This is a genomic window from Methylobacterium amylolyticum (genome assembly GCF_030700245.1).
Lineage (GTDB): Bacteria > Pseudomonadota > Alphaproteobacteria > Rhizobiales > Beijerinckiaceae > Methylobacterium.
The window spans coordinates 123,414-140,559 of record NZ_JAUYZI010000001.1 but is presented as its reverse complement, the minus strand read 5'-3'; the positions used below and the strand labels follow the sequence as shown (position 1 = coordinate 140,559).

Here is a 17,146-nt window from a genome sequence, read left to right as displayed (position 1 = left end):
TCTTCAGCGGACCTGGTCGAGAAGCTCGGCGCCCTGGGTCACGACCCGCTTGCCCGGACCGATCCCCTCGGCGACCAGCACGCGGTCGCCGTCGAGCGGCTCGACCCGCACGGGCCGGGCCTCGAAGCGCTCGGCGGTCGTGTGCTCGTAGACGACGTCCTGCCCGTTGCCGGTGCGCACGACCGCCGCGCGCGGCAGCGCCAGGCCGGACTGCTCGGTGTCGGTCCCGGCCAGCACGGTGACGAACTGGCCGACGCGCAGGCCGGAGGCGTCGCCCTGCACCGCGAACTGCACCGGGATGGCCTGGTTGCGATCCGCGAGGCCCGTGCCCTGGTAGGCGAGCTTCAGGGTGCGTCCGTCCGCGAGCCGAGCCGTGGCGTTCTGGGCCGCCGCCAGGGCGTCGAAGCTGAGGGCCTCGACCCAAAGGCGGTTCGGGTCGACGATCTGAAACACCATGGCCCCGGGTGCCGCCATCTGGCCTGCCACCGCGGTCGCCTGCGCCACCACGCCGTCGACGGGGGCGACCAGGGTCTCGGGCTGCTGCCGGATCTTATCGAGCGCGGCGCGGCGGTCGTGCAGGCCGTTGAGCTCGGCGACTGCGTCGTCGAGTTGGGTCTGGGCCACGGCGCCGGTGGTGGCGAGTTTCCTGAAACGCTCGACCCTGCGCTCGACGATGGCGATCTGCTGATCGAGCTCGCCCTGGCGCTGGCGCATGTCCGAGACGTCGACGGCCTGGACCGGCGGCGTCACGGTCGCGAGCACGTCGCCCTTGCGCACCTTGGTGCCGAGGCGCGGAAACAGGCCGGACGGCGGCGGCGAGAGCCGGCCGCCGACCGAGGACTGCACGACGCCGCTGGCGTTCGGGTCCGGGATGATGCGGCCGGGCAGCTCGACCGAGCGGTGAAAGCTGCCCTGCTCGGTCATGGTGGTGCGCAGGACCAGCAGGCGCTGGGTCGGCTTCGGCACGAAGACGGAGCCGTCGGGCAGGCGCTGCGCGAGGTCCGACGAGGCCGGCGTGGTCTGGCGCGGCTCGATCAGGGCGGCGCCCTGCACGGGCGCGCCGTGGTCCTCGTCGCCATGCGCGAAGGCGGCGGTGCCGAGGACGAGGGTGATGCCGATGGCGACCAGCGCCACCGCCGGCGCGCCACGGCGCCCGCGTGCGAGCGCCGTCACGAGCACGCCGAGCAGGAAGGCGACGGCGACCGCGGCCACCAGGGCCGGGTCCTTGGCCGTGATCCGCTCCCGGACGTCGTGGGCGACCTCGGAGACGCGCGCCAGGGCAGCCTGAGCCGGGGCCGGCTTGGCAGGCGCCGCGGCCGCGGCGACCTTCGGGTCGAGCACGGTGACCGCCACGGTCAGCACATCGACCGCGTCCCCGGCCGTGACGGTCGCCACGAGATCGTGCCGGCCGGGCTTCGACAGCCACGGCACCGGAAGCGCGTAGCCGCCGTCGGTCGTGGCGGTCGCGACCTTGGGACCGTCCGGCGTCTCGACCTCGATGGTCGCGCCGGGCACCGGCTCGTTCGTCCGGAAGCGGTCGAGGAACAGCGTCAAGGTCCCGTCGCGCGGGATGGCGACGAGCTCGAAGGCGTCCGAGAGCGCCTCGCCGCGCGGGGCGATGGTCTTCGAGACAGGGGGCTGGGCGGCGCCGTGGTCGTGGCCCTCGTGGGCGAGCGCCGGCCCCGCCAGGACGGCGGCAAGCAGCGCCACCGCGCGCAGGGCGGCGGCAAAACGGGTCAACATGAACAGGAATCCTCGCGTCGGGAAGTCCGGACGGCGCCGTTCTCGGGCGCACTCCGGGCGTCGCGCGCCTCAGGCGCGCCCTACTTCACGCGAGGGTTCGTGGGGGCTTGGGCAGGGCCTCGGGGCCGGGGCCCGAACGTCCGGCGACGTCGCGCGGGATCAGCGTGACGGTTCGGAACAGGGACGGCGACAGGGCGAAGGGGCCGGACAGGATGCCGGTGGCGCAGCAGGCCATCGGTCCGCAACAGCGGGTCTTGCAGGGCCCGGGGCAGCAGCCGCCGTCCCGGTCTGCCTCGATGCGCACCGGCTCGACGGCTGCGGCCGGGAGCGCGACCTTGAGCGAGGCGGACGCCTCGGAGCGGACCGCCGGCTTGGGGGGCGTGGTCACGACGGCCGAAGCCGGCGCAGGGGCTGCCTTCGGCTGCGCCGCGGCGTGGTGGCCGTGGTGGGCGTGCCCCTCGTGGGCCTGGACGGCGGACGGCGCGACGTAGGCGATGATCGCGAGGATCATCGCCGCCATCAGGCGCGCGATTTGCCGGTCGAGGCTCATGAGTTCTGGCTTACACCGATTCCGGTGGCGGGACTATGTCCGCCGTTGAGACGTGAATGCCTGCAGGCGAATTTGGTTGCCGTCGCGGCGTTTCAAGCCGCCGCGAGCAGCGGCTCTGCCGGGAAGCCCGCCGCGGCGATGGCCTGAGCGATCCGGCCCGCCGGGCCGGCGGCATCCGACACGGTCACGAGCTTGGCTCCGAACTCGACCTCGACCCGGGCGTTCGGCTGGATGCCCAGGACCGCGCGGGTCACCGACTTGGCGCAGCCGCCGCAGCCCATCTTCTCGACCTTGAAGCGATGCATGACGCACTCCCTTGGATGGCGTCACACCCAGATGGGGCTTCCCATCATGGGAAGGTCAATAGCGTGCAGGCCTCGCCCTCATCGGTCGGCGGACACCGGCATGCAGCGGGAACGCCGGAGATGCGAGATCGGGTCCGCAGCCCTTGACGATGTGCCGTTCAACGCGTCGGCGAGCGGCACTGGGAGCACATAACGGCAGGCCAGCCAGGAGGGCTGTCGTTTAAAATCACATATTTGGATGGGTTGTCGTTTTAAAACCCATTGCGCTCCAGAGATACCAAGTCGGATGCATCGTCTTGGAGCTGGGCCGCCAAGTCGACGTCCGCCCAATAGGATGATGGGGCTGGGATGCCGCGCCTCCACACGATGTCCACGTCCGGGCTCGGCTCGCTGAACCGCGCGTTCTTCTCGTCCTCCAAGAAGGCATGTGTCGATGCCCAGAGGCGCAACGTCTCGTCCAGGTTCGCCGAGGCGATGCGCGCCGTGACGGACTGGCACCGCAACATCGCGCGTACGAGGGGCGCGGCCTGCGGGGTCCCGGGAGCGGTGAGCGCCCGCAGCCCGCCTATGTAGTCCGAACGGTATATGGTCGGCACCACGATCCGCGACTGGCCGCCCCCGACCAATTCCTTCGTCATCATGATGCGCGCAGTCCGCCCGTTGCCATCGTTGAAGGGATGGACCAGCACGATCAGCGTGTGGGCGAACAGGCCCCGGGCGAAGGGGGCCTGCAGGTCGCGCAGCATGGCGAAACCTTCGCGCAGGGTCCCCCTGACTAGGTCAGGCAACACGAAGACGGTGTTGCCCGCGCTGTTGGCATCTTCCTTGAACTCGCCAGGCTTCTTGTCGGGACGAGCGTCGAGGAGCCGCGCGTTCCGCTCACGGATCTCCGCGACGAACTCGTCCGCGGACGACGCGCGCCCTTCGCCCGGCACGATGCTCGCGACTTGGGCGAAGGTCTGGGTCACGTCCCGGCCGTCCTGCGGTCGCCCGTCCGCCGGCTCATGCTCGAACACGATGCGCCTAGCCTTGTCGACGAGGAAGCGGGTCCCCTCGATGTAGTTGGTGAAGTACGCCTCGACGAAAGACGTGCAGTCCCGCACGCCGGAATCGACATGCGGATCGGGCAGGTTCGGCGTGACGCGCCCGAGCGTCGTCGCGAGAGCCTTGAGGCGCTCCATGCACTCGGGGTCATATGGGTCATCCGGCCGCCTCCGCGCGGCCACGTCCTTGGCGGAGAGGTCGGCCTTGCGGGTTCCGACGACGGCCCCGATGATGTCGAAGAGAACCTGCAGCTCCTGCTCCGCACCGAGCGGTCCCGCGATGCGCTCGGCCCGCTGCCGGATCTCCCGGAGCCCCTCCTCCCGCGCGGTCTTGAGGAGACGTTCCACCTCCCGTTCGACGCCCTCTCGGCCGACCGTACGGCTAGGACCGCTTCGCGCGCGCGAGGCCTTCAGGTTCTCCAGCAGGGTGCGGGCATCGCTCGGCAAGTGAACGCCGAGGAAGGACATATCCCCTTCCAGGGGACCAGGACCCGGGAAGGTTCGGATCTCAAGACCCGGCAAGGATAGACGCTTGCGGTCCTTTCCGGACAGGTCGGTCGCGAACACCCAGCCCGGGAAGACCACGCGCCCATCCGGGCCGCGCTCGCGCCAGGGATTTCGCTGCAGGGCCGTCCTGCCCATGAGCACGGCCCCTGGAGCGTACCGAGCCAGGATGGGGGCCCATCCGCCACAGACGATCTCCTCGACAGGACGGCCGTTGGCCAACGCGTATATGCCGTCGCCAACACGCCGGATCTTACCGGCCGAGGCCTGCCGCTGAAGGGAGCGGTCGCGTTGCGGGCCACCTCCCGTAAGGATCAGGTCGCCATGAGTGGTGGCCACTTAAGAACTCCTGGCGACACTCGAAACGTCGCTCTGGCCAACATAATATCCTGATTTGTCGTTTTAAACAACATAAGCAGTGGCCAGTGTTCCTGGCAGGGGGGCTCGGCCAGGAGTCGTGCTCGACGGCCTGGGCGGTTCGGATCACGGCGTTGGCGTAGCCGCTGTACCCCATCTACTTGACCTTAAGCGGAAGGGGGCTTTTCCTTGCAGGAATGGTCGAGGCCCCGGCGTCGTTCGTAAGCGGGACGGCCGGGGAACGGAACGGTGGCAAAAAAAGCCCACAGGTGGAAACCTACAGGCTTCAAACGGGCCGGAGCCCATGGGTTGCTGAAGGCGCACCGTTCAGCGTCGATGGGTCATCGTGTGGGTCCAAAGGTCTTGAGGGTCAAGCGGGGGACCAACGGCCGGGCCGCACCCACGCCGCCGGTTCAGGCAAGCTCCGCCCCCCTGTATCGGGCAAAGGTATTCCGACCTTCCGGCCCGAACAGGACCACGTCGTATGTGTCCGGCTCCATGCCATCGACCTCCATGCCGGGCGAGCCGACCGGCATGCCCGGTACGGCCAGCCCGGTTCCCCGGGGTCTCTCCGCCAGGAGCCGCTTGATCGCTCCGGCCGGCACGTGGCCCTCGACCACGTAGCCGTCGACCTGGGCGGTGTGGCAGGAGGCGAGGTCGCGCGGCACGCCGAGGCGCGCCTTCACCGGGTTCACGGGCCCCTCGGTCACGGTGACGGTGAAGCCGGCCTCGCGCAGGTGGGTCACCCACTTCTCGCAGCAGCCGCAATTGGGGTCCTTGGTCACCGCGACCGTCGGCAGGCCCTGCGCCAGGGCGCCCCGCCCGAGAGCCAACCCCGCCGCCAACCCCGCGAGCATCGCACGTCGTGACGGCATCATATCGCTTCCCATCGCCTTCTCCCGTTCGCTCTCACTCGGCCGCCTCGGGCAGCCGCACGTCCTCTTCCACCGCCTCCGACGCGACGGCATCGGCCGGCGGCAGGCCCCACCCCTTCACCAGGGCGTAGACCGCCGGGATCACCACCAGGGTCAGCACCATCGAGGAGACCATCCCGCCGATCATGGGCACTGCGATCCGCTGCATGACCTCGGAGCCCGATCCGGTGCTCCAGAGGATGGGTAGAAGGCCCGCCATGATGGCGACCACCGTCATCATCTTGGGCCGGACTGTAGATGTGCAGGTCGCGGACGCGCCATAGCTCGGTCAGCTTCCGCTCGGCGAGCGTCGGGAGGGGGAGGCCGTCGAGCCTCCCTGGCCGGTATTCCGGCGTCTTCCAGAGCGCCGGCATTTCCGCCATGTCCTTCGGAACCGGGGTCTTCCTGCCGCCCTCCACCTGGAAGCCCCGCCCCGAACGGACGCCCATCTTGTCCAGCAGCGTTCCAAGCGGGATCCCGTCCCGCTCGATACGCTCCATCAGCAACGCGTCGCGGGGGGTGCCGACCATCGCTGCCTTAAGGAACGAGGGCGTCGCCAGGACACGTGCCTTCTCGACCACGCTCACGTCGGCTGAAGACAGGGCGAGGGCGCCGCTCTTGGAGTAGTCCGGGGTCCACGGGAAGGTGCCAACGAGCACCCTGTCGCCGTCGGGAAGGTTGCCGCAGTTCGCGCACAGCAGCAGGCCGGGCGACTGCGCGTCGGCGAACAGGCGGTCATGCCGGAGCGGCGACATGTTCAGCATGGCGAGCCGATCCAGGCGCCGCAGAAGCGCTTCACGGAAGCTGGTGGCCTCGGGAGACCGCGCGAGCAGCGGGGCCGCCTTCACGTACATCGCGATCCGGCCCGAGCGGCCCATCACGTCGATCGCGCGCGACAGGAACCGCTGGTCCGGGCTCCGACGCGCGAAGAGTTCGGCGTCTAGGTCGGCCGGTCCCTTCCCACGCCTCGGCAGGTCCACCACGCCGTGCGTCCACGGCGGGTTGCCGACGATGGCGTCGGGTTTCAGGGCCTTGCTGAGCTCGAACGCCTCGGCCGACAGGAAGTCGAGGCGGTGCAGAGTCAGGCCGACCAGATGCCGGAACCCTATCGCCTCGCCCGGCCGGGCTTCCGTCTCCAGCTCAAGCGCCGCCAGATACAGGCTGAACGCGGCGATCCTCAGCGCCGCCGTCTGCACGTCGATGCCGTGGACCTGACCGTAGAGGATCTCGCGGACCAGGGAGCGGGGCCTCGGCCCGTCGCCGCATCGCTTCCAGACGAGGCGACGGAGCGACTGAACGAGGAACAGGCCGGAGCCACAGGTGGGATCCAGAACCGTCGCGCCGTCCGGCAGGCCTTCGAAAACTGGATCGAGCGCCATGTGGACGAGCTCGACCCGGGTGTAATGGACGCCCAGGTCCCTCGACATGTCCGAGGCCGCGCGCTGCGCGAAGGATTCGTAGACCGAGCTGATCAGCTCGATGGGCACCGTGTCGAAGCGGAACCTGAAGAGCCGCATCTGGCCCTCCTGCCACCCGTGGAGGTGGGTTCCGTTGGCGAAGTCCTCCAGCAGGCCGAGGTGGCCGTCGAGGAGGCCTTGCCCGATATCGGCCGGGAACACGTCGCCGTTGAAGGTGTCGTGCAGCCACGCCAGCAGGCGCAGCGTTCCTTCCCGGGACCGGAGGATGGAGGCCAGATCGTCGCCCAGGTCGGGCGGGAGCATCGGGCCGGCCAGTCCCCGGTCAAACAGGTAGCTGGCGAACAGCGTGCAGGTGATGAGCTCCTGGCAGCGCTCGCGGGCGTCCGCCAGGCCCACGTTGGGCGTCTCCCGGGCCGATACGGCGACCAGCCTCTGCTCAAGCGCCCGGATCTCGCCCAGGAGGACGTTATCGACCTTGCCGTCGCGGCTGATGTCTCGCGCCAGTGCCGAGGACCAGAACGCGCCGGTGTCGAGCGAGAAGCGGCCGCAGAATGCGTCGAGCTCGGCCATCTGCGCCTCGACGTCGAGCCCGTACACTGCGAGGGGACCGCGATCCTCCTCCATGCCGACCCCGCGGTAGGCGTCGTAGACCCTGACCTCGACCGGGGTGACGATCCACAGGAGGGGGGCCAAGCCAAGGTTCCAGGCGCGCTCGTGCAGCGCGTCCAAGGCATCCGCGTCCGCGGCGTGGCGACCGCCCACGGCCTTCACGATTAGCTTGGGCCCGTCCTCGCTCTCGTAGACGGCATCCGCCGCCAGGCCGCCGCGCTCGGCGAACGCCGCCTCCAAGCGAACGTTCAGGGGATCGCCGGCACGCCGGAGACCCACGGCGTCGCCTTCCGGGCCGCCCGTGAAGCCGGTACGCGCCAGCACGCGTTCAAGGGCCGAGCTCACGCGGCCGGCCCCCACCCTTTGCAATCGGCGTCGCTCCTGGTCATCGTCGAGGCCGGCGGTCCGGGTTCGAGGGCATAAGCAGTCGGTTCCTCCCGATCCTGACGCGGAGTGATTGAGCCCGCGTCAACGAATCGGAAGACGGGGCCATTATGGGGCCAATCCCTGCAATCGAGATGCATGCAGGCCGTGGCCGGGCCTAGCTGCCTATCGCAAGGGCCTCAGACCCTCGACGGCTAAGCCGTTCGGGTGAGCGGTTCAGCCGTCGAGGACCGTACGGACCTTCTTGGCAAGCTGGTCGATCCCGAACGTCTTCGGCAGCAGGTGCGTCCCGGGATCGAGGACCCCGTGGTGGACGACCGCATTACGCGTGTAGCCTGCGCGATGGCCTCGACCGCCGTCGTGGCCGTGATGATCTGAGCGCGCAGGGTGAGACCGACCGTCCCGTGCGATGGGGCACGGCGCGATAGAGGTAGTCCAGCAGGCGCGCCCCGTTCGCCCGCCGAGCGGTCAAAAGCCTTGCCTCGGACCTATGGTAACCACACCGGAACGACCGAGAGGGGTGGCAAGCAGCTTGGCTGCTTTCAGTCGCAAGACGTTCTAAAGCGGACCAAGGATGAATCGCCGTCTCCGGACAGTCGGTCCAACTCATCTCAGGGTCGAATTTCGTTGAAGCCGGATGCCGACTTCATCAGAGGCGATGCAACCGGCGCGAAAGTGCTCTGCCTCGGGAGACAGCGTGATTCACGATTGCAAAGCCCCGGTCACGAGACGTCTCGTGCTTGTCCGGCATGGCCAGAGTGTAGCCAACCGATCCGGCCTGTTCACGGGATTGCTGGACTCGCCCTTGACCGAGCAGGGCCGGATGGAAGCGGAGGCAGCCGGCCGGCGTTTGGCCGAGCGCCGCTGGCGCTTTTCTGTTGCCTTCACCTCTACGCTGACGCGGGCCGTCGTGAGCGGCCGGCTTATCCTCGATGCGCTCGGGCAACCCGGATTAATTCCCCAACGCTTCGCCGCGCTCGACGAGCGAGACTACGGCGACCTCAGCGGGCTCGACAAGACTACCGCCGATGCGCGCTGGGGGGCGGTGCGGATCGAGACCTGGCGCCGCTCCTACGCCGAGGCGCCGCCGAATGGCGAGAGCCTGCGCGATACCGTCGCCCGCATCGTGCCCTGCTACCTCCGATCCATCCTACCGGTGGTCATGGGCGGGGACGTTCTGGTCGTCGCCCACGGCAATTGCCTGCGGGCGCTTGTGATGGCGCTCGAAGACCTCAGCCCGGCGGAGGTCGAGGACCTCGAACTCACAACGGGCTCCGTCAGGATCTATGAGTTTGCCGCGGACACGACGATCAAGGCCCGCTGGATCGACGCGTGAATCCACCTGTCGACCTCGCAGCATGGGGCTCCGCAAGCTGCGAAGGGGCCATCTTTTCATCTATTTCGTTGATGGAAAACATCTGATCATTCCGTTGGAGTGAATGAAAGGGACATGGGATTCTCTGGCATCACATTGGAGCCATCCATGTCCGTGCCCAGACTTTTCTCTCACCCTCGATCGATGGGCGCCTTGGCCGGCACGAGAGCCATCCTTCCGGGACTGGGCCTCTGCGTGGCGGTCACCGCCGCAGCGGTCGGCTTCGAGGCCGTCGAGGCGCATCTGTTCGGTCGCGCCTGGCTCGAAGCCCTGGTGCTGGCGATCCTGCTCGGCAGCGCGATCCGCACGGCCTGGACCCCGTCGCAACGTTTCTTTCCCGGCATCGCCTTCGGGGCCAAGACCGTACTGGAGATCGCGGTTGTTCTTCTCGGGGCCTCGCTCAGCCTTGCGACGATCCTCGCCGCCGGTCCGGGTCTGCTCTTCGGCATCGCGGGCGTCGTCGCGGTCGCGATCCTGTCGAGCTACGGCATCGGCCGGGCGCTCGGGCTGCACCCGCGCATGGCGATCCTCGTCGCCTGCGGCAACTCGATCTGCGGCAACTCGGCGATCGCCGCCACGGCCCCGGTGATCGGCGCCGACGGCGAGGACGTCGCCGCCTCCATCGCCTTCACCGCGGTGCTGGGCGTGCTGGTGGTGCTCGGCCTGCCCCTGCTGGTGCCGCTGCTCGGCCTGTCGCCGATGCAGTACGGGGTGCTCGCCGGACTGACCGTCTACGCCGTGCCGCAGGTGCTCGCCGCCACCGCGCCGGTCGCGGCGCTCAGCGTCCAAGTGGGAACTTTGGTGAAGCTCGTCCGGGTGCTGATGCTCGGCCCGGTCGTCCTGGTGCTCTCCCTCGGCGCGAGCCGGCTGCGCGCGGAGACCGACGAGGCCGCGCCCGGCGTCACAGCCGGCGACCGCCCGGCCCGCGCCGGCCTCGCGATCCACCGCCTGGTGCCGTGGTTCATCCTCGCATTCCTCGCGCTCGCCGGACTTCGCTCGGCCGGGCTGATCCCGCAGGTCGCGCTCGCGCCGATGTCGGAGACCGCCAATGTGCTGACCGTGGTCTCGATGGCGGCGCTCGGCCTCGGGGTCGACGTGCGCAGCGTCGCCAAGGCCGGGGCGCGGGTGACGCTGGCGGTAGTCGCCTCGCTCCTCGCGCTCGGCGCCGTCAGCCTCGGCCTGATCCACGTGCTCGGCCTAGTCTGATCCGGGTGAGGATCCGGCTCCACCACCGATCCAGGTTTTCATCCGGCGCGATGCCCCGAAGAATTCCGGACCAAGCGAGAGATTGAAAATTCTCGAATCATCGCACCGGGAGATCGTTCGCATCGCGAAAGACCGTTGGAGGGAATAAATCGCTTTCCGTAGCATCTCCCTTGTCGCGAGGAATCGCCACGGGGCTCGATGCCCTCGAACGCATCGATGCCGACATTCTTCAAGGGGAGAGACCATGCACGGATTGGACAGACCGACGAACCGCCGCCTCGTCCTGGGTGGACTCGGGCTCGGCAGCCTCGGCGCCGCACTGCCGGCCTGGGCCGCGGGCTCGGTGAAGCTGCCTCTGCCGGGCGGCCCGGACGAGCGGGCGCTGACCACCGCCTTTCCGGGCAAGGGCGAGATGATCCTGCAGCGTACTCATCCTCCGCTGCTGGAGACGCCGTTTTCGGTGTTCGACGAGGGCGTGTTCACCCCCAACGACCGCTTCTACGTGCGCTGGCACTGGGCCTCGATCCCGACCGAGGTGGATGCCGGCACCTTCCGGCTCAAGGTCCACGGCCATGTGGAGAAGGAACTCTCACTCTCCCTCGACGCCATCGCCGGCCTGCCGCGCTTCGAGATCGCCGCGGTCAACCAGTGCTCGGGCAATTCGCGCGGGCTGTTCGAGCCGCGAGTGCCCGGCGCGCAATGGGCTAACGGCTCGATGGGCAACGCCAAATGGACCGGCGTACGCCTCAAGGATGTGCTCGAACAGGCCGGGGTGAAGGCCGGTGCCGTGCAGGTGCGCTTCGACGGCCTCGACGCGCCGGTGGTCGACGACGCGCCCGACTTCAAGAAATCGCTCGATCTCGATCACGCAAGCAATGGCGAGGTGATGATCGCCTACGCGATGAATGGCGAGCAATTGCCGCTGCTTAACGGCTTCCCGCTCCGGCTCGTGGTGCCGGGCTGGTACTCGACTTATTGGGTGAAGATGCTGTCCGACATCGAGGTCCTGGACAAGCCCGACGAACAATATTGGATGAAGACCGCCTATCGCATCCCCGATGTGCCGGGCGCTAACATCAAGCCCGGCCAGACCGGCTTCAAGACAGTGCCGATCAACAGGATGGTGCCGCGCTCGTTCGTCACCAATCTGCAGGACGGCGCCAGGGTGGCGGCCGGAACGCCGGTGGCCATCCGCGGCATCGCCTTCGGCGGCGATTGTGGGGTGAAGACGGTCGAGGTCTCTGGAGACGGCGGAGCGACGTGGGTCCCGGCGCAACTCGGGGCGGACGAGGGCCCCTACAGCTTCCGCCGCTTCGACGGCAGCCTGCCGGCGCTTGCTGCCGGGACCCATACGGTCAAGGTCCGCTGCACAAACACCAAGGGCGTCGCGCAAGGCATGGACCGGGTCTGGAACGCCAACGGCTTCATGCAGAACGGCATCGAGACCGTGTCCTTCCAGGCCGCTTGAGGAGAACAGCCATGAACACGATCCGCCCTGCGGCCCTCATCACCGCGCTCATCCTGTCTCCCCTGGTGGCGCTCGCGGCGCCTGCTCCCGAGCCGATGCGCTTCAGCTCGCAATCGATCGAATTTCCGACGTCCGACCGGATCTTTCCGGACGGGCCGGGAGCCGAGGCGGTCAATAACAATTGCCTCGCCTGCCACTCGGCCGGGATGGTGCTGACCCAGCCCAAGCTCACGAAGGCGCAGTGGACCGAGACCGTGAACAAGATGGTCCACGTCTACAAAGCGCCGGTCGATCAGGCCGATGTGCAGACCATCGTCGACTACCTCACGGCGTTGAAGCCCACGCCCTGAACCCTCGAATCCCGAGGCCGCCGTGCTTTTTTCGTCGGCCTCGGGGAATAGACCGCCCTCGGTGGCATCTCCTTAAGGCGATGCACGGCCTGACCGGTCCCGCACGACGCAATCCGATTTCGAACTCGCCCGCACGGCCGGCCCCAGGCCGCCGAACGAGGGCGCATGCCCGAGAGACACGCTTCATGACTGACGTCCGCACCAGCCTCCGCGCCCTCCTCGCCGGAGCTGCCTTGCTCCTCACCCAGAACCAACCTGGATTCGCCGCCGGCTTCGACGGCGCAATCAAGAACAACGCGCTCGCCCTGAACGCCGCCGGCACGGTCGCCGCGGTGTCGAACAGCGAGGAGAGCGCCGTCATCGTCTACGACGTCGCCAAGGGCACGGTGCTGCGCCGCCTCGACGGCTTCGTCACGCCGCGCAACATCGTGTTCGCGCCGGACGGCGCCCGCTTCTACGTCTCCGACAGCGGCACGGGCCGGATCACGGTCTACGAGACCGGCACCGGCAAAGAAGCCGGCGTTCTTGCCGCGGGCCCCGGTGCGTTCGGCACGGTGCTCTCGGCCGACGGGACAAAGCTCTACGTCAACAACGAGGCCGCGAGCACGCTGACCGTGTTCGACACCAAGACCATGCTCGCAGACGCCGTGATCCCCGGCTTCGCTCAGCCGCGCCAGGGCGTGAAGCTGTCGCCGGACGGCAAGACCGTGTTCGTGACGAACTTCCTCGGCGACAAGATCACGTTGGTCGACACCGCCACCAACAAGATCACCGGCGAGATCGTCGGGTTCGAAAAGCTGCGCGCCATCTCGATCACCAAGGACGGCAAGACGCTGTTTGCCGCCAACAGCGGCCGCAACACCATCGGCGTGGTCGATGTCGCCGCCCGCAAGGTCACCTCTGAAGTCGCGGTGGGCAAGGACCCCTACGGGGCCGCGCTGACCCCGGACGGGCGCTTCGTCTATTCGGGCAACCTCAAGGACGACTCCTTGTCGGTGATCGACACCGGCAGCCTCAAGGTCGTCGCCACGGTGACCGGGCTGAACGAGCCGCGCCAGGCGATCGCGTTCTCGGCCGACAACGCCCACGCGTACGTCCTCAATCGCGACCTCAGCGTGGCCGTGGTCGACCGCGCGAAGAACGCGGTGGTTTCGACGATGAAGCCGTGAAGCGTCGCGCGCCGGGTGCCTTTCGGCGCCCGGCGCGTTTTCGATCTCGACACGTCGCGAACGCAGGACAAAGACCCCATGCTCGGCCTGTTCCAGCGCAAGGACCGCCTCATCGTCCACGGAAAGGCGCCCTACAACGCCGAGCCGCCGCTCGATCGCCTGCGGGCCGCCTTCCTGACTGATCAAGCCGACTTCTACGTCCGCAGCCACGGCGACATCCCGGACCTCGACGCCAACGGCTACCGCCTGACCGTCGACGGAATGGTCGCGACGCCCCTCGACCTCTCCCTCGCCGATCTCAAAGAACGCTTCGCGCCCGTCACCGTCACGGCGGTGATGCAATGCGCCGGCAACCGCCGGGCCGACATGCTGGCCGTGGCGCCGGTCTCCGGCGACCCGTGGGCGCCCGGTGCCATCGGTAATGCGGAATGGACCGGCGTGCGGCTCGCCGACGTGCTGCGCGAGGCCGGCATCGATGCGGATGATGAGCGCCACGTCGCCTTCGAGAGCCACGACCGGATCGCGGACACGGACACGCGCTTCGGTGCCTCGATCCCGCTCGCCAAGGCGCTGGCCCCCGAGACGCTGCTCGCTTTCGCGATGAACGGCGAGCCTCTCGCCCCCGAGCACGGCCATCCGTTGCGCGTGGTCGTTCCAGGATTTGCCGGTATCCGCAGCCCGAAGTGGCTCGCCCGCATCTCGGTTCAGGACCGGCCTTCCGACAACCCGATGCAGGCCGACGACTACAAGCTGTTTCCGCCCAACGTGACGGCCGAGACCGCCGACCCGGCCCACGGCATCACCATCGAGGCGATGCCGTTGAACAGCGCGATCTGCGAGCCCGCCCGCGGCGCGGCGTTGAAGGCCGGCCGGCACGCGATCCGCGGCTACGCCATCGCCAGCGACCGCGCGGTCGCCCGCGTCGACGTTTCGACGGATGGCGGCCGCAGCTGGGCGCAGGCCCGGATCGAGCGCGACGCCGACGCGCCCTACGCCTGGACGTTCTGGGAGATTGAACGCGAGCTGACCGCCGGCGAGCACGAGCTCGCGGTGCGGGCCTGGGATTCCGCCGGCCAGACCCAGCCGGCCGCCCCCGACGACACCTGGAACTACAAGGGCTACCTCAGCGCCGCCTGGCACCGGGTGCGAGTGACGGTGGCCTGACCCTCACGCCCAGAGCAGGGCGGTGGCCGCGAGGCCGGAGATCGCGATCAGCAGGGCCGCAATCCCGACGGTGAGGAGGCGCGGCATCATCGGGATCTCGGAATGGGCGAGCCGTGCCCGGATCGCCCGGTCACGCCACACGGCGCCGGCGAATGAGGCGAGTGCACAGGCGATCAGGGTCAGCGACAGCACCTTCAGCGGCCAAACCGCCAGAACCTCCCGCAGGAAGCGCTGCGCGGCGAGGCCGACGCCGAGGAACGCGAGCCCGGTGCGAAGCCACGCCACGAAGGTGCGTTCGGCCGCCAGAACCGTCCGATCCTCGGCGAGCCTCACCCGGGGATCGTCGGGGGGCACGGGTTTCGCGGGCTCGCTCATCCGGCATTCGCTGCCGCGATCAGGTCGAGAAGCGCGTCGGCGGCCCGGCTGCGGTAGCGCTCCTTGTGGCGCAGCACCCGGAACGGCCGGCTCGGTAAGTCGAACGCCGCCCGCACCAGGGTCCCGGCCCGAAGTGCTGCGGCGACCACGGTCTCGGACAGTACGGCGGCCCCGCCCCCGGCCTCGACGGCAGCGCGGACCGCCTCGTTCGAGGGCAGTTCGAGCGTGACCCGAAGCTGGGCGGCTGCGAGGCCGGCCGCACCCAGGGCCGCCTCGAAGGCCGAGCGGGTTCCCGATCCAGCCTCGCGCAGCACCCAATCGACCCCGGCGAGGTTTTCGGGTTCGAGGTCGGTCGCCCCGGCGAAGGCATGGCCAGGGGCGACCACGAGGACCAGTTGGTCCTGCGCGATGGTCGTACTCGCGAGCGTCGGGTCGTCCAGCGCCCCCTCGACAAAGCCGAGTTCGGCCTGCCCCGCGCGCACCGCGTCGGCGGCGTCGGTGGTGTTGCCCACCGCCAACCGGATGGCGATCTCAGGGTAGGCCCGGCGGAAGGCGACGAGGTGGCGCGGCAGCCAGTCGCTGGCGATGGTCTGGCTGGCATAGAGGGCCAGCGTCCCGCGTCGCATGCCACTGAGGTCGGCGAGCACCAGTTCGGCGGCCTCGGCCCGGGCGAGCACGGCGCGGGCCTCGACGAGGAACACGCGTCCCGCCTCGGTCAGCTCGATCCCGCGGCCGACCCGGTGAAACAGCTTGGTGGCGTGCCGCCCCTCGATGTTGGCGATCGCCGTGCTGACCGCCGACTGGACGAGGTTCAGCGCCTCGGCGGCTCGGGTCACGTGCTGCCGCTCCGCCACGGCCACGAAGATGCGGAGTTGGTCGAGGGTCATGGTTGCCGCGGCGGAACCGGCAATCCACGGATCTGCGCATCAACCGCCTGCGCGACGGTCAATAGCCGCGCCTCGTCGGTGCGACCCGTGACGACGTAGGACATGCCGCCATCGACCCAGGAGAAGGCAGCGACATCGCCCTCGCGGGCGAAGCGGAACACCGTGCGGCCATCCGCATCGCCCACGCGGCTGTAGAGCGTCAGCCGGGTGCCGTGATCGTCATCGTACATCAGCATCGCGGCGGCTTCGGAACCCGCCGGCAGCAGCCGGCCGCCCATCAGGCGGAAGCCGTAGGCCGTGAGGTCGGGGGTGGTCACCGCCCGGCCGAGGCGCTTTGAGAGCCACGTCACGAGGTGTGGCTTCTCGTCGGCGCGCACCTCCACCGGATGCAGCGCCTCGACCACGTAGGTGCGGAAGGCCGCCACCGCGTCGTCGGTCGCCGGCTCGGTTCGCGCGAGCGTGACCGTGGGTACCTGCCGCGCGGCATGGCCGAACCAGCCGGCGGCACCGCCGACCGCGAGGCAGAGCACGGCAGCCGCCGCGACCGGAAGCCAGCGCCCAGTTATCGGGCGATGTCGCGAGCGGATATTGGCCACCCGGAGCCGCGCCGGGATCGCCTCCTCGGCGATCGGCGCGAGGCGGGCACGCAAGCGCTCACGCAGGGCGCGATCCGCCGAGACCTCGGCCGCCCGCGCGGGGTTTCCCCTGAGCCATGCCTCGACCAGCGCCTGCCGCTCCGGTTCGAGACGACCGTCGATCAGGCCGTGCAGGTCGTCCTCGCCGACCGGGCGCGGATCCCCGCTCATTTCACCCTCCTCAACAAGCCGGTTCGGCCCGTGTCCAGAAAACTTCGCATCCGCTCCCGGGCTCGGCTCAACCGCGACATCACCGTGCCGAGCGGCACTCCGAGCACTTTCGCGGCTTCGGCATAGGACAGATCCTCCACCGCGACGAGCAGCAGCACCGAGCGCTGCTCCTCGGGCAGGGCGTCGAGCCCGGCGAGCACGTCGCGTGCCCCCATAGCGGTCTCGGGGTCGGCACCCGGATCAGGCACCTGCTCCAAAGCCTCCGCGCCGAGATCGACGCCGCGCCGGCCCCGGCGTCGAACAGTGCCGAGGAACAGGTTGCGCTCGATCGTGAACAGCCAGGCCCGCAGGTCGCCGTCGCGGCGGCGTCCGGACCAGCCGGACAACGCCCGCTCCAAAGTGTCCTGGACGAGGTCGTCCGCCGCTTCGCGGTCCCGTAACAGCGCGACGGCGTAGCGCCGCAACGCTGGGATCTGCGGTTCGATGAGGGCAGCGATCTCGTCCACGAGGCTTTACCGA

At 69.2% G+C, this 17,146-nt stretch carries 16 protein-coding genes and 2 pseudogenes; 7 read left to right on the top strand and 11 right to left on the bottom strand.

Going from position 1 to position 17,146, the window contains the following annotated elements; genetic code table 11:
• Window positions 1–3: 3 nt before the first annotated feature.
• The 7 genes and pseudogenes from Q8W71_RS00825 to Q8W71_RS00795 form a co-directional block, all read right to left on the bottom strand.
• On the bottom strand, window positions 4–1,743 hold the full coding sequence (locus Q8W71_RS00825; protein ID WP_305523407.1) for an efflux RND transporter periplasmic adaptor subunit: 1,740 nt from the start codon (window positions 1,741–1,743) through the stop codon (window positions 4–6).
• Window positions 1,744–1,828: 85 nt separating this feature from the next.
• Window positions 1,829–2,293 carry a hypothetical protein gene (locus Q8W71_RS00820; RefSeq protein WP_305523406.1) on the bottom strand — a complete coding sequence of 155 codons (465 nt, stop codon included), beginning with the start codon at window positions 2,291–2,293 and terminating at the stop codon, window positions 1,829–1,831.
• Window positions 2,294–2,385: 92 nt separating this feature from the next.
• A complete protein-coding gene (locus Q8W71_RS00815; RefSeq protein ID WP_305523405.1) occupies window positions 2,386–2,598 on the bottom strand; it encodes a heavy-metal-associated domain-containing protein in 213 nt (70 codons plus the stop codon).
• Window positions 2,599–2,849: 251 nt separating this feature from the next.
• The gene (locus Q8W71_RS00810; RefSeq protein ID WP_305523404.1) at window positions 2,850–4,484 is read right to left on the bottom strand and encodes a Fic family protein; all 1,635 of its coding nucleotides are present in this window, start codon (window positions 4,482–4,484) and stop codon (window positions 2,850–2,852) included.
• 431 nt (window positions 4,485–4,915) lie between these two features.
• The gene (locus Q8W71_RS00805; protein ID WP_305523403.1) at window positions 4,916–5,392 is read right to left on the bottom strand and encodes a DUF411 domain-containing protein; all 477 of its coding nucleotides are present in this window, start codon (window positions 5,390–5,392) and stop codon (window positions 4,916–4,918) included.
• Between the two features lie 19 nt (window positions 5,393–5,411).
• A pseudogene (locus Q8W71_RS00800) lies at window positions 5,412–5,669 on the bottom strand (efflux RND transporter permease subunit); the annotation flags it as partial.
• A gap of 541 nt (window positions 5,670–6,210) precedes the next feature.
• Window positions 6,211–6,933: pseudogene (locus tag Q8W71_RS00795) on the bottom strand (N-6 DNA methylase); the annotation flags it as partial.
• 1,101 nt (window positions 6,934–8,034) lie between these two features.
• Between Q8W71_RS00795 and Q8W71_RS00790 the strand changes: the two are divergent.
• From Q8W71_RS00790 to Q8W71_RS00760, 7 genes are all read left to right on the top strand, one after another.
• Window positions 8,035–8,205 carry a hypothetical protein gene (locus Q8W71_RS00790; protein WP_305523402.1) on the top strand — a complete coding sequence of 57 codons (171 nt, stop codon included), beginning with the start codon at window positions 8,035–8,037 and terminating at the stop codon, window positions 8,203–8,205.
• Between the two features lie 319 nt (window positions 8,206–8,524).
• Entirely contained in the window at window positions 8,525–9,163 is a 639-nt protein-coding gene (locus Q8W71_RS00785; RefSeq protein ID WP_305523401.1) for a 2,3-bisphosphoglycerate-dependent phosphoglycerate mutase, read from the top strand.
• 183 nt (window positions 9,164–9,346) lie between these two features.
• Window positions 9,347–10,408 carry a YeiH family protein gene (locus Q8W71_RS00780; protein WP_305523400.1) on the top strand — a complete coding sequence of 354 codons (1,062 nt, stop codon included), beginning with the start codon at window positions 9,347–9,349 and terminating at the stop codon, window positions 10,406–10,408.
• Window positions 10,409–10,652: 244 nt separating this feature from the next.
• Window positions 10,653–11,876 (top strand): molybdopterin-dependent oxidoreductase, encoded by a 1,224-nt coding sequence (locus Q8W71_RS00775; RefSeq protein ID WP_305523399.1) that lies wholly within the window; start codon window positions 10,653–10,655, stop codon window positions 11,874–11,876.
• A gap of 11 nt (window positions 11,877–11,887) precedes the next feature.
• Complete coding sequence (locus Q8W71_RS00770) at window positions 11,888–12,226, top strand: c-type cytochrome (RefSeq protein ID WP_012752399.1); 339 nt, start codon at window positions 11,888–11,890, stop codon at window positions 12,224–12,226.
• An 80-nt stretch (window positions 12,227–12,306) separates the two neighbouring features.
• Complete coding sequence (locus tag Q8W71_RS00765; RefSeq protein ID WP_305523398.1) at window positions 12,307–13,395, top strand: beta-propeller fold lactonase family protein; 1,089 nt, start codon at window positions 12,307–12,309, stop codon at window positions 13,393–13,395.
• Window positions 13,396–13,473: 78 nt separating this feature from the next.
• Window positions 13,474–14,559: a molybdopterin-dependent oxidoreductase gene (locus Q8W71_RS00760; RefSeq protein ID WP_305523397.1), complete on the top strand. Its 1,086-nt coding sequence runs from the start codon at window positions 13,474–13,476 to the stop codon at window positions 14,557–14,559.
• A gap of 3 nt (window positions 14,560–14,562) precedes the next feature.
• Here the strand turns inward: Q8W71_RS00760 and Q8W71_RS00755 are convergent, their stop codons facing one another.
• From Q8W71_RS00755 to Q8W71_RS00740, 4 genes are read right to left on the bottom strand one after another with little or no spacing between them, the layout of a single operon-like run.
• Entirely contained in the window at window positions 14,563–14,934 is a 372-nt protein-coding gene (locus Q8W71_RS00755; protein ID WP_238227849.1) for a YidH family protein, read from the bottom strand.
• Window positions 14,931–15,821 (bottom strand): LysR family transcriptional regulator, encoded by an 891-nt coding sequence (locus tag Q8W71_RS00750; protein ID WP_305523396.1) that lies wholly within the window; start codon window positions 15,819–15,821, stop codon window positions 14,931–14,933. The genes Q8W71_RS00755 and Q8W71_RS00750 overlap by 4 nt, the downstream gene beginning before the upstream one ends.
• A complete protein-coding gene (locus Q8W71_RS00745; RefSeq protein WP_305523395.1) occupies window positions 15,818–16,627 on the bottom strand; it encodes an anti-sigma factor family protein in 810 nt (269 codons plus the stop codon). Before Q8W71_RS00745 ends, Q8W71_RS00750 begins: the two co-directional genes overlap by 4 nt.
• Window positions 16,624–17,133, bottom strand: coding sequence for an RNA polymerase sigma factor (locus Q8W71_RS00740; protein WP_305523394.1), 510 nt, complete (start codon window positions 17,131–17,133; stop codon window positions 16,624–16,626). Before Q8W71_RS00740 ends, Q8W71_RS00745 begins: the two co-directional genes overlap by 4 nt.
• Between the last annotated feature and the right edge of the window lie 13 nt (window positions 17,134–17,146).